The 13,520-nt window shown below is 55.6% G+C and carries 14 protein-coding genes; 7 read left to right on the forward strand and 7 right to left on the reverse strand.

Going from position 1 to position 13,520, the window contains the following annotated elements; all coding sequences use genetic code 11:
* Nucleotides 1–146: 146 nt before the first annotated feature.
* From CKW31_RS10210 to CKW31_RS10230, 6 genes are all read right to left on the reverse strand, one after another.
* On the reverse strand, nt 147–479 hold the full coding sequence (locus tag CKW31_RS10210; RefSeq protein ID WP_095094217.1) for a hypothetical protein: 333 nt from the start codon (nt 477–479) through the stop codon (nt 147–149).
* 251 nt (nt 480–730) lie between these two features.
* Complete coding sequence (locus tag CKW31_RS29530; RefSeq protein WP_141230138.1) at nt 731–1,099, reverse strand: hypothetical protein; 369 nt, start codon at nt 1,097–1,099, stop codon at nt 731–733.
* A gap of 70 nt (nt 1,100–1,169) precedes the next feature.
* The gene (locus CKW31_RS10215; RefSeq protein ID WP_095094219.1) at nt 1,170–1,922 is read right to left on the reverse strand and encodes a YkgJ family cysteine cluster protein; all 753 of its coding nucleotides are present in this window, start codon (nt 1,920–1,922) and stop codon (nt 1,170–1,172) included.
* 105 nt (nt 1,923–2,027) lie between these two features.
* Nucleotides 2,028–2,348: a hypothetical protein gene (locus CKW31_RS10220; RefSeq protein WP_095094221.1), complete on the reverse strand. Its 321-nt coding sequence runs from the start codon at nt 2,346–2,348 to the stop codon at nt 2,028–2,030.
* Between the two features lie 43 nt (nt 2,349–2,391).
* A complete protein-coding gene (locus CKW31_RS10225) occupies nt 2,392–2,898 on the reverse strand; it encodes an N-acetyltransferase (RefSeq protein ID WP_256582556.1) in 507 nt (168 codons plus the stop codon).
* On the reverse strand, nt 2,895–3,794 hold the full coding sequence (locus CKW31_RS10230) for a chemotaxis protein (RefSeq protein WP_095094226.1): 900 nt from the start codon (nt 3,792–3,794) through the stop codon (nt 2,895–2,897). The genes CKW31_RS10225 and CKW31_RS10230 overlap by 4 nt, the downstream gene beginning before the upstream one ends.
* Before the next feature lie 327 nt (nt 3,795–4,121).
* Here CKW31_RS10230 and hmpA point away from each other — a divergent pair, with 327 nt between their 5' ends.
* The 7 genes from hmpA to cyoE all read left to right on the forward strand — a co-directional run bounded on the left by hmpA (nt 4,122) and on the right by cyoE (nt 11,789).
* Nucleotides 4,122–5,303: an NO-inducible flavohemoprotein gene (gene hmpA, locus CKW31_RS10235; protein WP_095094228.1), complete on the forward strand. Its 1,182-nt coding sequence runs from the start codon at nt 4,122–4,124 to the stop codon at nt 5,301–5,303.
* A 657-nt stretch (nt 5,304–5,960) separates the two neighbouring features.
* A complete protein-coding gene (locus CKW31_RS10240; RefSeq protein ID WP_095094230.1) occupies nt 5,961–6,485 on the forward strand; it encodes a disulfide bond formation protein B in 525 nt (174 codons plus the stop codon).
* Between the two features lie 453 nt (nt 6,486–6,938).
* On the forward strand, nt 6,939–7,907 hold the full coding sequence (gene cyoA, locus CKW31_RS10245) for a ubiquinol oxidase subunit II (protein ID WP_095094469.1): 969 nt from the start codon (nt 6,939–6,941) through the stop codon (nt 7,905–7,907).
* A gap of 3 nt (nt 7,908–7,910) precedes the next feature.
* Nucleotides 7,911–9,929, forward strand: coding sequence for a cytochrome o ubiquinol oxidase subunit I (gene cyoB / locus CKW31_RS10250; protein ID WP_095094231.1), 2,019 nt, complete (start codon nt 7,911–7,913; stop codon nt 9,927–9,929).
* Between the two features lie 2 nt (nt 9,930–9,931).
* Nucleotides 9,932–10,555: a cytochrome o ubiquinol oxidase subunit III gene (locus tag CKW31_RS10255; RefSeq protein WP_087264611.1), complete on the forward strand. Its 624-nt coding sequence runs from the start codon at nt 9,932–9,934 to the stop codon at nt 10,553–10,555.
* The gene (gene cyoD / locus CKW31_RS10260) at nt 10,556–10,891 is read left to right on the forward strand and encodes a cytochrome o ubiquinol oxidase subunit IV (RefSeq protein ID WP_095094232.1); all 336 of its coding nucleotides are present in this window, start codon (nt 10,556–10,558) and stop codon (nt 10,889–10,891) included.
* 10 nt (nt 10,892–10,901) lie between these two features.
* Entirely contained in the window at nt 10,902–11,789 is an 888-nt protein-coding gene (cyoE, locus tag CKW31_RS10265; protein WP_027901026.1) for a heme o synthase, read from the forward strand.
* Between the two features lie 81 nt (nt 11,790–11,870).
* On the opposite strand, the gene CKW31_RS10270 is transcribed toward cyoE, so the two are convergent.
* Nucleotides 11,871–13,376: a hypothetical protein gene (locus CKW31_RS10270; protein ID WP_095094234.1), complete on the reverse strand. Its 1,506-nt coding sequence runs from the start codon at nt 13,374–13,376 to the stop codon at nt 11,871–11,873.
* Nucleotides 13,377–13,520: the final 144 nt, after the last annotated feature.

The following is a 13,520-nucleotide window of genomic DNA, read 5'->3' on the forward strand; positions in this document are numbered from 1 at the left end:
ATTGGCGCGATGTCGTGGGACCGGCTTTAGCCGGGAAGAGGCCAGTAAAAGCACTGCATTTTCATCGTCAGACATGCCGCCTTCCCGGCTAAAGCCGGTTCCACGAAAGCATTCAATCCCTCACCAGTATTCATCTGTCCGGATAATCAACCCGCCTGCAACGGTATGAACATATAGCCCGCAGGTGTGATCTCAATATTGGCGCGCTGTCGTGGGACCGGCTTTAGCCGGGAAGAGGCCAGTACAAGCACTGCATTTTCATCGTCAGACATGCCGCCTTCCCGGCTAAAGCCGGTCCCACGGAAGCATTCAATCCCTCGCCAGTATTCATCTGTCCGGATAATCAACCCGCCTGCAACGGTATGAACATATAGCCCACAGGCTCCCACAGGTGTGATCTCAATATTGGCGCGATGTCGTGGGACCGGCTTTAGCCGGGAAGAGGCCAGTACAAGCACTGCATTTTCATCGTCAGACATGCCGCCTTCCCGGCTAAAGCCGGTCCCACGGAAGCATTCAATCCCTCACCAGTGTTCATCGCCTGGGCAATCAACCCGCTTGCAACGGTGTGAGGATATAGCCCGCAGGCTCCCACAGGTGTGATCTCAATATTGGCGCGATGTCGTGGGACCGGCTTTAGCCGGGAAGAGGCCATTACAAGCACTGCATTTTCATCGTCAGACATGCCGCCTTCCCGGCTGAAGCCGGTTCCACGGAAGCATTCAATCCCTCACCAGTGTTCATCCGCCTGGGCAATCAACCCGCCTGCAACGGTATGAACATATAGCCCGCAGGCTTCCACAGGTGTGATCTCAATATTGGAGCGATGTCGTGGGACCGGCTTTAGCCGGGAAGAGGCCAGTACAAGCACTGCATTTTCATCGTCAGATATGCCGCCTTTCCGGCTAAAGCCGGTCCCACGGAAGCATTCAATCCCTCGCCAGTATTCATCTGTCCGGATAATCAACCCGCCTGCAACGGTATGAACATATAGCCCACAGGCTCCCACTGGTGTGATCTCAATATTGGCGCGATGTCGTGGGACCGGCTTTAGCCGGGAAGAGGCCAGTAAAAGCACTGCATTTTCATCGTCAGACATGCCGCCTTCCCGGCTAAAGCCGGTTCCACGGAAGCATTCAATCCCTCATCGGTGTTCATCGCCTGGGCAATCAACCCGCCTGCAACGGTATGAACATATAGCCCGCAGGCTCGCCTGTCGTCAGCTTGGCCCCGGCCACGCTGAGTGTGTCGACCACGGCTTCGCCCGCTACGTGAAAGGTCCAGCCGTCGTTTACCGGCGCAGCATCAATACCGTCTGCCAGGTCCATGACGGCAGTGGCAAAGGCATCCATATCCGGCAAGTACGCAACGAAGCCATTGCCCTTCAACGCTGTGGCACGAATCCCCAAGCGCTGGCAGATCGCCTCTTTGGCGCCGATATCTTCCCGGTCAGCCTGACGAGACTGCTCGATCAGGCGGCTGAGTTCGGTATCCACCAGTTGGCCGCCGACGATCAGATCCGGTCCTTGTTCCCAGGATTCAGGCGGACAGTCCTTGGCTCCAGGGCGCAACGGAATGTGAGGATTGATTTCCATCGGATAGATCCGACATACCAACGGTCGGCGATCATAGATACGACAGAGCTTGTCTGCGTCAAGATTCCGGCAAGGTCCGACGTTGTAGGCCGCGAAAGTGATCGCAACCTGCGCCTGGGTCACACCGCTCTGTACCAGCGTCGAGCGGCGTGTGGCGTGCGCCAATTGACCCTCCGGCAACCCGTAGCCATCGCTCAGAAATGCCTCGGTGAGGATGATCAGCGATCCGCCGTCAGCCGCCCATTGCAGGGCTTCCCCGAGGGTGAGAGGCACGTGATGGTCGTTGCAGCAGCGGCCGCATCCGACGCAGGAAAATCGGGTATTCATTGCGATAAAAGTCCGTCATGACAGACGTCGAACGCGACAGAGGCCAAGCTGCCGGTGCGACTGAGACGGTGTTCAAAGCAAGTTGTGAGCCAGCAAACGCAACGCTTACTGTTTCACAGTGGCTGGCAACTCGGTCCACTCAGTGACCGTGGCTTTCTTACTCTGCCGGTTGTAGAGGCACAGCTCGGCTCCGGGCTGATTTTTCATATGCGGCTGTGGGTAACGGCCTCTGAGCATGAGCGCTTCGTAACCGACATTGTCGTCAAACCCGGCTTTGCCGACAGCACGCACTTCTTTGAGCTGGCTGGCTTTCATGCAGCTGTCGGTAACCGCCTTGTCCAGTGCTTTCCAGGCATCAGGGCTGGAAGCGTTGGCCTGGCTGGCGAGTGTTGCCGAGGCTATCAGCAGGAAGGTGGACGCTCTCATTGTCGTTCTCCATGAACATCGATTGATGATGGAGTATGCCAGATCAGACCTGATCGGTTTCCAGCCGCTGGACGTAACGCATGCCCGCCTTCTCATACAGGCAGCGGGCGGCCAGATTATTCTCCATGACCTTGAGGTCCACCCAGGCTTCGCCTCGCTGCCGAAAAATGTTGAAGACATGGTTGAGCAACTGCAGCGCCAGGCCCTGATTTCTGGCGCGGGGGTGTATCACCAAATCCTTGATGAAAGCGCTGGTCCATCCCTGGATCAACCCGACCATGCCCAGCTCATCCCGAAGGGCAAAGCACAACGTCGGATCGTATTCAGGATCAGTTCGCCAGTCGTTCACCCAGTCGTGATACTCAGGCATCCGGATATCATCCGCATGCCCTTGCAACAACAGGGCGTGAGCTTGCGGCGCGTCTTCGAGGGTGAACGGCGTGACGTGGATATGAGCGGGCCATGCGTTTGTCGCGGCGAGATTTACAAGATCGCGACGCATCAGCCAGCAATGCCGGTCAGAACCGCCGAGGCGGTCCATCACACTCATGCGCCTTGAGCCTTGACCGCGCGTGCAGCGACGATCAGGCAGCGGGTCAACTCTGGTGAGGAAAACTTGGTCAACACCGCATTGGCCCCTGCAAGCCTGGCTTTTTCACTGTTCATGGCGCTGTCGAGCGACGTGTGTAGCAGGATATACAGGTCTTGATAGTCAGGCGTTTCACGCAGTGTCCGGGTCAAGGCATAGCCGTCCATCTCGGACATTTCGATGTCCGAGACCAGCACGTTGATCTGCGCTGGCGAACCCTGCAGCTCAAGCAAAACGTCAATAGCCTCCTTGGCGCTGCGGGCCGTGTGGCAATCGATACCCAGATTGCGCAGCGTGAGCAACGATTGCTGCAATGCCACCTGGCTGTCATCGACCACCAGAATCCGCGTGGCAGCCAGCAGTTCAGCTTCCTCCATGGTCAGCTCATCCGGCTGTGCAACGATCTGCGCCGGGGCAATACCGTGGATGACTTTTTCGATATCCAGTACCTGCACCAGCGTACCGTCAACTTGAGTGACACCGGTGATGAACGATCTGCCGTTGGCACCGAATGGCGGCGGGCGGATATCAGTCGTCAGGCAATGCACGATTTTGCTGACGGCCTGAACATGCAGGCCCTGCTTCGAACGGCTGACGTCGGTAACGATCAGGCAACCGCCATCCGGGTCGACCAATGGCTTTTCACCAATGGCCCGGCTCAGGTCGATCACGGACAACGAGGCACCTCGCAGCGTGGCAACGCCTTTGACGTGCGGGTGCGATTCGGGAAGTCGTGTCAGGGCAGGGCAGGGGATGATTTCGCTGACTTTCAGCAGGTTGATCGCCATCAACTTGCCGCTGCGTAACGTGAACAGCAGCAGCGAAAGTGAATCTGCTCGGACGTTCTTGGTGGACATATGAACCTTCTGGCAATAATTGTTTTGCCGCAGTAAGCAGCAAACAGCCTTCTCTGGAGAGGTTATCGACCCGGCACAGGCACGCTTTAGGTTTTTTTTGTGCGAAGTCCGGAGTTTCTCTGATCCAGCCAACCTGTCGACAGGAGGCTGGATGAAATCCGCAGCAATGAGTCATTAAGACTCCGTGCAGTCAAAATGACTGCTTTATTCACGGTGTCTATTTGACTATTTATCGCTAACTGATTGATTTTAAAGGCTGTAAATTCTGGCATGGTTTCTGATGATGCATGAGTACATTTTTCAAAGCCTGTGTGGCTGGAGTACCTCATGTTAAGCGCCCCGGATCGTGCCATCGTTAAAGCCACCGTGCCACTGCTGGAAAGCGGGGGCGAGACGTTAACGACTCACTTCTACAAAAAAATGCTCGATGAGTACCCGCAAGTAAGGCCGTTGTTCAATCCGGCGCACCAGGCCAGTGGCGATCAACCCAGAGCACTGGCCAATGGTTTGCTGATGTACGCCCGGCACATTGATGAGCTGGACCAGTTGGGTGACTTGCTGACGAAAATAATCAACAAACACGTCGCCCTGCAAATCCTGCCGGAGCACTACCCGATTGTCGGTCGTTGCTTGCTGAGCGCTATCCGAGAAGTGTTGGGTGATGAAGTCGCTACTGCAGAAGTGCTGCAGGCCTGGGGCTGTGCTTATCAACAACTCGCGGATGTGCTGATAGGTGCCGAGCACGCGATCTATGAAGAAAAGGCGCAGGCCACTGGCGGCTGGCGCGGCACGCGTGAATTCACGCTGACAGCCAAGGTGACTGAAAGCTCGGAAATCACTTCGTTCTATCTTCGGCCCGCAGACGGTGGTCAGTTGCTGGACTTCGCGCCGGGACAGTACATCGGTCTGCAGTTGAAGATTGCCGACGAGGAGGTGCGCCGTAACTATTCGCTGTCAGCGGTGGCGAGTGATGGCCAATATCGGATCAGCGTCAAACGCGAGCCTCACGGCAAGGTTTCCAACTATCTCCACGATCAGCTGCAAGTGGGCGACAGCCTGCAACTGTTCCCGCCATCGGGTGAGTTTACCCTTACGGCCAGTGACAAGCCGCTGGTCTTGATCAGCGGCGGAGTGGGTATCACGCCAACCCTGGCGATGCTCGAAGCTGCACTCGCCACATCACGCCCGGTGCATTTCATTCACTGCGCCCGCAACGGCAGTGTGCATGCCTTCCGTGACTGGGTTGACGGACTGGCGGCGCGGCATCCGCAGCTCAAACGTTTCTACTGCTATGCCGAAGACGACGGGGTCAGCCCGGCGGGAGACGCCCTTGGCCTGCTTGATCAGTCGCGCCTTGAGCAATGGTTACCCAAGGCGCGAGATGTGGATGCGTACTTCCTCGGGCCCAAGGCTTTTATGAGAGTCATCAAGCGCCAGCTCAAAATCGCCGGCGTGCCGGAGAAGCAAAGCCGCTTCGAATTTTTTGGTCCGGCTTCTGCCTTGGAATGAGGTGCGACAAATAGTCGCGCTCTTCTATATATAGAAGAGGGGCTCCCGTGGAATGCGTTTCCTCAAGCATGGCTGCGACCGATAGGCAAAATGTGCTCCGTTTGTTTCTGTAGGAGCTGCCGAAGGCTGCGATAGCGTACTGCCTGACACACCGCTATCGCAGCCTTCGGCAGCTCCTACGGGGATGGCTCGATGCTACCTGCTGCGACAAATAGCCGCATCTTTCTATATATAGAAGGATGCGGTTTCTCCCGATTTGGTCCTTGAATGGAGATCCGTTTTCTGTAGGAGCTGCCGAAGGCTGGGATAGCGTACTGCCTGACACACCGCTATCGCAGCCTACGGTAGCTCCTGCAGGGATGGCCCGATGCTACCTGCTGCGACAAATAGCCGCATCCTTCTATATATAGAAGGATATGGTTCGTCCTGCGCAATGCAGTTACTCATGCACTGAACGGGTGCAGCCAACACCATCGGGCGGCCAAATATGCCCATATGGCGGGTACAGGCTTGAGTTGTCCTGCAGGGACCACGATTATCGCGAGCGATCAGGGCGTTGTGCCTTTACAATCCGGTGTCTGCCCTTTGGGTGCTGGTTTCAAGTCCTGCGGCATTGATCGAACGGTCCTAATGGACACCCTTTCGAAAGGTAAGTGAATGAGCGACAACATGTTGTACCTAAAACGCGAGAAGCGCTTTCTGGTTCTGCTGGGTGTTATCTGCCTGGCGCTGATCGGCGGGGCGCTGTACATGCAGATCGTATTGGGCGAGGCGCCTTGCCCGCTGTGCATCCTGCAACGCTATGCGCTCCTGTTCATCGCCATCTTCGCCTTCATCGGCGCGGCCATGCCGGGCCGCCGTAGCATCACGGCAATGGAAACGCTGGTAGTGCTGAGCGCAATAGGCGGGATTATTGCGGCGGGCCGCCATGTCTACATCCTTTCGCATCCTACCGAGAGTTGTGGCATCGACGTCCTGCAACCGATTGTCGACGGCCTGCCACTGGCCTCGATGTTCCCGATCGGATTCCAGGTCGGCGGGTTCTGCACGACCCCTTATCCGCCAGTCCTCGGATTGTCCCTCGCGCAGTGGGCTCTGGTGGCGTTCGTTTTGACCGTCGTACTGGTGCCGATCGGCATCATTCGTAACCGTCGGAAATACCGCGGGCTACAGGGCCTGTAAGGAAAAAATGCCCCTTCGGAAAGGGGCATTTTTTGTGAAAAATTCGTGAGCTGTTTGCCGACTTTTACAGATCCTGATACAAACTGTTGCTAAAAAAAACATAGTCATTAAATTTCTAGATATCTACAATCCCCGCACTTGCCGCGTTGGCTTACCTGGCGCTGAGCATTTTCGAGGTCAAAAAGCGCCTTTTGCGCAGGCTGTGCCGTAGTGCCAGTCGGACTCTGAAGTACCATGAATGCCCGCACCAAAGGGAGTTGGCCCGTATTCCGGGCGTGATGCCACGCATTCAAACAAGAAATTAAAGATAAATATGGATTTGTCGTTACGCTATGCAAGCGTCGTGACAGGCTTTGTTCAATCCAAAAAATATGCCAACACAGGCAGGTTTCGGTGTTGGCGGTCGAAAACCAATTGCACCCGCAAGCTGCTTTTGCTTTTAGAGGTCGTGAGATGAGTAAAAAAAGGTACCCCAGGTTTTTTGGCTTCTTGGCCCTTTTCAGCATGCTTTTGCTCAGTGGTTGCGAGGGCGTGCCTCTGCTCGATCCTAAAGGGCAAATAGGGCTCGACCAGCGCAACCTGATTATCACCGCAACGCTGTTGATGTTGATCGTGGTGATTCCTGTCATTTTCCTGACAATCATCTTCGCCTGGAAATATCGTGCCACCAACAAGGGTGCCACTTACACGCCTGAATGGTCGCACTCCACCAAGATCGAGGCCGCAGTCTGGGGCATTCCGCTGGTCCTGTTGGTGTTTCTGGGCTACATCACTTACAAGTCTACCCACGCATTGGACCCGTATCGTCCAATCGAGTCCGATGTGCCGCCGATTACCATCGAGGTGGTTTCGCTGGACTGGAAGTGGGTGTTCATCTACCCGGAACAAGGCATCGCAACGGTCAACAAGATCGTTTTCCCAGCCAATACTCCGGTCAATTTCAAGATTACCTCTGATTCGGTGATGAACTCGTTCTTCATTCCGGGTCTGGGCGGCCAGGTTTATGCCATGGCTGGCATGCTGACCAAGCTACACTTGATCTCTAACGAAAATCACGAATACGACGGTATCTCCGCCAACTACAGCGGCGCAGGTTTTACCGGCATGAAGTTCAAGGCAATTGCAACGTCCAAGGCTGATTTCGACGCCTGGGTCGCCGAAGTCAAGAGTTCACCTAAAAAGCTTGAGACGTCTGAATACGCTGCATTGCTCAAGCCGAGCGAGCGTAACCCGGTCGAACTCTTCTCCTCGGTCACTCCGAACCTGTTCAATGCCATCATCGATAAATATGAAGGTATGAAACCAGGCAAGGTGAACCCTCACGAGCAGGAAGGTACTGCTCGCGAGTCGGACGCCAATGTGGGTGAGAAAGTGATGGACATGGGTAAGGGTAAGCATTCAGCTGCTGGGGCAGAGGAGTAAACGATGTTTGGTAAATTAAGTCTGGACGCGATCCCGTATCACGAGCCAATTGTCATGATCACCCTCGCGATGATCGCGCTGGGTGGCATTGCGTTGGTCGCGGCGATCAGCTACTTCAAGAAGTGGACCTACTTGTGGAGTGAATGGCTGACGTCAGTCGACCACAAGAAAATCGGTGTCATGTACATCATCGTTGCCATGGTCATGCTGTTGCGCGGTTTCGCCGACGCCGTGATGATGCGTACCCAGCTGGCTTTGGCCCAGAATGGTGCCGAAGGCTATCTGCCGCCTGAGCACTATGACCAGATCTTCACCGCTCACGGTGTGATCATGATCATCTTCATGGCGATGCCATTCTTCACCGGCCTGATGAACATCGTCGTGCCGTTGCAGATCGGTGCCCGTGACGTTGCCTTCCCGTTCCTGAACTCCCTGAGCTTCTGGCTCCTGGTGTCCGGCGTACTGTTGGTCAACATCTCCCTGGGTGTCGGCGAGTTCGCCAAAACCGGTTGGGTTGCTTACCCGCCATTGTCCGGGCTTGCTTACAGTCCTGGAGTGGGGGTCGACTACTACATCTGGGCGCTACAGCTATCGGGACTCGGGACGACGTTAACGGGGGTCAACTTCCTTGTCACCGTGCTGAAAATGCGCGCGCCTGGCATGAAGTTGATGGAGATGCCGATCTTCACCTGGACCTGCACCTTCGCTAACATCCTGATCGTTGCTTCGTTCCCGATCCTGACCGCCACACTGGCCGCCCTGACTCTGGACCGTTACCTGGACTTCCACATTTTCACGAACGAGTTGGGTGGTAACCCAATGATGTACGTGAACCTGTTCTGGGCCTGGGGTCACCCTGAAGTGTACATTCTGGTATTGCCTGCCTTCGGTGTGTTCTCCGAAGTCATCTCTACCTTTACCGGCAAGCGCCTGTTCGGCCACAAGTCCATGATCTACGCCAGCGGCGGTATCACCGTCCTCGGCTTCATGGTCTGGCTGCACCACTTCTTCACCATGGGTTCTGGCGCCAGCGTCAACGCCTTCTTCGGTCTGGCAACGATGCTGATTGCGCTGCCGACGGGTGTGAAGCTGTTCAACTGGCTGTTCACCATTTACCAGGGCCGTCTGCGCTTCACCGCGCCAGTGCTCTGGACCCTGGGCTTCATGATCACCTTCTCGATCGGCGGTATGACCGGCGTTCTGTTGGCGATCCCGGGTGCTGACTTCGTGCTGCACAACAGCCTGTTCGTAATCGCTCACTTCCACAACGTCATCATCGGCGGTGCGGTATTCGGTTACATCGCTGGCTTCGCGTTCTGGTTCCCTAAAGCGTTCGGCTTCAAGCTGAACGAGAAGTGGGGCAAGGCTGCGTTCTACTTCTGGTTCGTCGGTTTCTTCGTCGCGTTCATGCCGCTGTACTTCCTGGGCTTCCTGGGTATGACTCGTCGTCTGAACGCTACTGATAACCCGGCCTGGAACCTGTACCTGGACATCGCCTGGTTCGGTGCAATGCTGATTGCCGTTGGTATCGCATGCCAGCTGATCCAGATCTTCGTAAGTATCCGTGACCGCAACAAGCCAGAGAATCTTGATCTGACTGGCGACCCATGGAATGGCCACACGCTGGAATGGTCGACGTCTTCGCCGCCACCGTTCTACAACTTCGCTGAACTGCCTAAAGCCGACGAGCTGGATGCATTCACCGCGGCCAAGCGTGACGGCACGGCTTACAAAGTACCTGCTCACTATTCGGCGATTCACATGCCGAACAACACTGCGACTGGCCTGGTAATGGGTCTGCTGTTGACAGTGTTCGGTTTTGCCATGATCTGGCACATCTGGTGGTTGGCTATCGCCAGCCTGGCGGCGACCGTCGTGTCGTTCGTCATCCACGCTGCACGTGACGATCAAGGCTATATGGTGCCCGCTGAAGAAGTGGCGCGTATCGAAGGTGAGCAGCACAAGGTCCTCGTGGCTCAGGGTGCATACACGCCTGGCAAATCCACACTGGAACAGGTTTAAACATGTCGAACTTAGTATTGAATCCAGGAGACGCCCACGGTCACGACGACCATGGGCATGATCACCACGATGCGGGGCCAATGACCGTCTACGGTTTCTGGCTCTACCTGATGACCGACTGCGTGTTGTTCGCATCCTTCTTCGCGATCTACGCGGTGTTGGTAAACAACGTTGCAGGCGGTCCTTCGGGACACGACATTTTCGAACTGCCATTCGTGGCCGTCGAAACCGCGTTCCTGTTGTTCAGTAGTATTACCTACGGCTTCGCGATGCTGGCCGTTCACAAGGGCAAGCAGAGTCAGGTCCTGGGCTGGTTGGCCCTGACCTTCCTGTTCGGTGCTGGCTTCATCGCGATGGAAATCTACGAATTCCATCACCTGATCGTCGAAGGCTACGGCCCTAGCCGCAGCGGCTTCCTGTCTGGCTTCTTCGCACTGGTAGGCCTGCACGGTCTGCACGTGACCAGCGGCCTGATCTGGATGGGCATCATGATGTATCAGGTCAAGACTCGTGGCCTGACGTCGACCAACGCTACCCGTCTGAGCTGCCTGAGTCTGTTCTGGCACTTCCTGGACGTGGTGTGGATTTGCGTCTTCACCGTTGTTTATCTGATGGGGACTTTGTAAATGGCTAACGCACACGCGCATACCTCTGCTGACGACCATAGCCATGGTGTGAAGGACTATGTGATTGGCTTCGTTCTGTCCGTGATCCTCACCGCGATTCCGTTCGGCATTGTGATGTACCCGGTCATGTCCAAGTCAGCGACGCTGATAACGATCCTGTTGTTTGCTGTGGTGCAGGTTCTGGTTCACCTGCGTTACTTCCTGCACCTTGATCGTTCGGTTGCTCAGCGCAATAACGTGTTCGCCTTCGCGTTCACTACGATGGTCATCGTGCTGCTGGTCGGCCTCTCGTTGTGGATCATGTTCAGCATCCACACCGTCATGATGGCTAAATGAGGTAACCCTGATGTCCCTTAAGCACTTTATCCAAATCACCAAGCCGGGGATCATTTTCGGTAACGTGCTTTCGGTGGCAGGTGGCTTTTTTCTGGCCTCCAAAGGGCAAATTGACTTCGGCATGTTCCTGGCCGCAGTCATAGGCACCTCATTGGTCGTGGCATCCGGTTGTGTATTCAACAACTGCATCGATCGTGACATTGACCAGAAGATGGAGCGCACCAAGAACCGTGTGCTGGTACAAGGCCTGGTCTCTCTGAGACTGGCCTTGCTCTACGCGACGATTCTCGGTGTCGGCGGGGTTGGTTTGCTGTACACCAAGACCAACCCGCTCGCAGCGATGCTCGCAGTGATCGGCTTCGTGATTTACGTCGGCTTCTACAGCCTGTATTTCAAACGCAAGTCGGTACACGGCACACTGATCGGTAGCTTGTCGGGGGCCATGCCTCCGGTAATCGGTTACTGCGCAGTGAGCAACAGCTTCGACTTTGCGGCATTGACCCTGCTGGTGATGTTCAGCCTCTGGCAGATGCCGCATTCCTATGCCATCGCGATTTTCCGTTTCAATGACTACCTGGCTGCGAAGATTCCGGTTCTACCGGTTGAGCGCGGTATCAAGGTCGCCAAGCGGCATATCCTGCTCTACATCCTGGCGTTCCTGGTGACCACCTTGATGTTGACCTTCGGCGGTTACGCCGGACTCAACTATCTGGCGGTTGCAGCGGGCATGGGCATGTACTGGCTGTATATGGCCTGGAAAGGCTACAAGGCAGTCGATGACACTGTCTGGGCCCGCAAGCTGTTCGTGTTCTCCATCTTCACCATCAGCGCTTTGAGCTTCATGATGTCGGTGGACTTTCAGGTAACCAAAGATCTGCTGGTGACTTACGCCTTCTGATCCACAGTTAGTCTGAAAACAGAAAACCCCGTTGCTCGTTTGAGCAGCGGGGTTTTTTATTTCTGGCGTTTCACCTCTCACTCAATTCTCAAACCAAAACTCATACTTCCCCGTTGGCTGCTCCAGCGCATAAGCCTGCATCACCTCCCTGAGCGTTCGCGCCGATGGCTCGTCGGTCGCGTAAAACGCAACGTGGTTGAACGCAGTAGCGATCTTGGGGATGTGCATCTGCAGTTCGCCGACCTTGATCCAGTTGTCCGGGCGCTCGGGGAACCACTCTTCGTAAACGAATGCATAGTGGACGTTCTTGCGATCCATCAAATCCTTGATCCATTGCGGACCGCTTTCGGATTTGCGCAGCTTCAGCGCTTCAAGGTTGCCAAGGCCCCAAAGGTCCAGCACGTATTGCCTGGAGTTCAGCGCCACCAGCCCAAGGTCGTTGACGGCAACGGGCGCGTTGAGCCGCTGGGCGATCTGTGACATTGGATATTGCTGGTTATAGACCGCTGCTGACGCCAGCGGTGTGCTCAGAGTGGTGTACACCAGTTGCGCGAACGCCAGTGGCAGCAAGCCGAAGATGATCGCAGTAGTGCGCGCCTTGAGATGGGTCAGGCACAGGTGCAGGAAAAACACCCCGAGGAATGTCAGCCAATAGATTTCATAGCGTCCGAACCAGCCATTCTTGCCAAACAGCGTGTGCAGCGCGGTTACTGTAATCAGCAGCATGACCAGCAGTTTGCGGTTCGGCATGAAGGCACACATGACCAGCATTGCGAGAATGATCCAGCCATACTTTTCAAACTGGCCAATGGCATTCATGACGATGGACGACAGCCCGGTCGTGTCCGATTTGGCGATGACCGAGGAGGGCAGGTAGCCAACGCCCAAGCGCGCCAGAAACAGAGAGAACAGCGCCACGGCGCTCACCAGTGCCACCCCCCAGACCAGCGGCCTCAGACGCTCACCCTTGCACAGCAAATAGAGCAACACCGGAAGAGATACCGCCAGCCCTTCGTAACGCACCAATGGCAATAGCAGGATGGCCAGATAGACGCCATTGCTCGTGACCTGTTCGCCATAAAACTCTTTTTGCAGCACGCCCACTGCAATCAACGCCACCAGATAAATCTGCAGGCAGTGTTCCATGCCGTTGAAAATCAACCCGTAGAAGTTGGTCGCGAGAAACCAGCCGCCCAGAATGAAAAACCGATGGGCGAAGCTTGCGTCCGGCAGCAGTCGGTTGAAAAGCGAGCAGGTCAGAAAAGAGAAGCCAATGTTCAGGAGCAGCGGCACCCACAGCATCAAGCCGCCGAGAGGGGTAAACGGCGCCAGTAGAAATGGCCAGAGGATGCTCGACGACGGAGCGGAGTATTCGCCGGGGTTGATGCCGTAATGACCGCTGAAGATGCGCCTGGCCAGATCGATATGGATATACGGATCGTCCAGGGTATACATCAACGTGCCGCCGTTGATGACCAGTACGGCCAGCACTAGCAGCGTGACCGGGAGACAAAACAGCAACAACATCAGGCGGCGATCATGGGTTTTTGCGATAGAGCAGGTTGCTGCGTTGATGCCTGTATCCATGGCGATCTGCTCATCAAAGAAGGCGAAGGAGTCCTGTTTGTCTTACACAGGCTCAGCCTAACCCAGCGCCACTTGATGTCAAATTAATGGCCTCAATCGCGTCCTGTTCGATGAGGTGTTTATCACGCGTCAAAATAACAACTT

Origin of the sequence: Pseudomonas sp. Irchel 3A5, from assembly GCF_900187575.1 — a bacterium.
In the GTDB taxonomy this organism is placed as follows: Bacteria; Pseudomonadota; Gammaproteobacteria; order Pseudomonadales; family Pseudomonadaceae; genus Aquipseudomonas; species Aquipseudomonas folii.

Bases quoted from the DNA above. Each gene is read 5' to 3' on its own strand.
- CKW31_RS29530 (WP_141230138.1), bottom strand. From the start codon at position 1,099: ATGTCTGACGATGAAAATGCAGTGCTTTTACTGGCCTCTTCCCGGCTA.
- hmpA (WP_095094228.1), top strand. From the start codon at position 4,122: ATGTTAAGCGCCCCGGATCGTGCCATCGTTAAAGCCACCGTGCCACTG.
- CKW31_RS10230 (WP_095094226.1), bottom strand. From the start codon at position 3,794: ATGTCCACCAAGAACGTCCGAGCAGATTCACTTTCGCTGCTGCTGTTC.
- CKW31_RS10215 (WP_095094219.1), bottom strand. From the start codon at position 1,922: ATGAATACCCGATTTTCCTGCGTCGGATGCGGCCGCTGCTGCAACGAC.
- cyoD (WP_095094232.1), top strand. From the start codon at position 10,556: ATGGCTAACGCACACGCGCATACCTCTGCTGACGACCATAGCCATGGT.
- CKW31_RS10210 (WP_095094217.1), bottom strand. From the start codon at position 479: ATGTCTGACGATGAAAATGCAGTGCTTGTACTGGCCTCTTCCCGGCTA.
- CKW31_RS10270 (WP_095094234.1), bottom strand. From the start codon at position 13,376: ATGGATACAGGCATCAACGCAGCAACCTGCTCTATCGCAAAAACCCAT.
- cyoB (WP_095094231.1), top strand. From the start codon at position 7,911: ATGTTTGGTAAATTAAGTCTGGACGCGATCCCGTATCACGAGCCAATT.
- CKW31_RS10255 (WP_087264611.1), top strand. From the start codon at position 9,932: ATGTCGAACTTAGTATTGAATCCAGGAGACGCCCACGGTCACGACGAC.
- CKW31_RS10225 (WP_256582556.1), bottom strand. From the start codon at position 2,898: ATGAGTGTGATGGACCGCCTCGGCGGTTCTGACCGGCATTGCTGGCTG.
- cyoA (WP_095094469.1), top strand. From the start codon at position 6,939: ATGAGTAAAAAAAGGTACCCCAGGTTTTTTGGCTTCTTGGCCCTTTTC.
- CKW31_RS10220 (WP_095094221.1), bottom strand. From the start codon at position 2,348: ATGAGAGCGTCCACCTTCCTGCTGATAGCCTCGGCAACACTCGCCAGC.
- CKW31_RS10240 (WP_095094230.1), top strand. From the start codon at position 5,961: ATGAGCGACAACATGTTGTACCTAAAACGCGAGAAGCGCTTTCTGGTT.
- cyoE (WP_027901026.1), top strand. From the start codon at position 10,902: ATGTCCCTTAAGCACTTTATCCAAATCACCAAGCCGGGGATCATTTTC.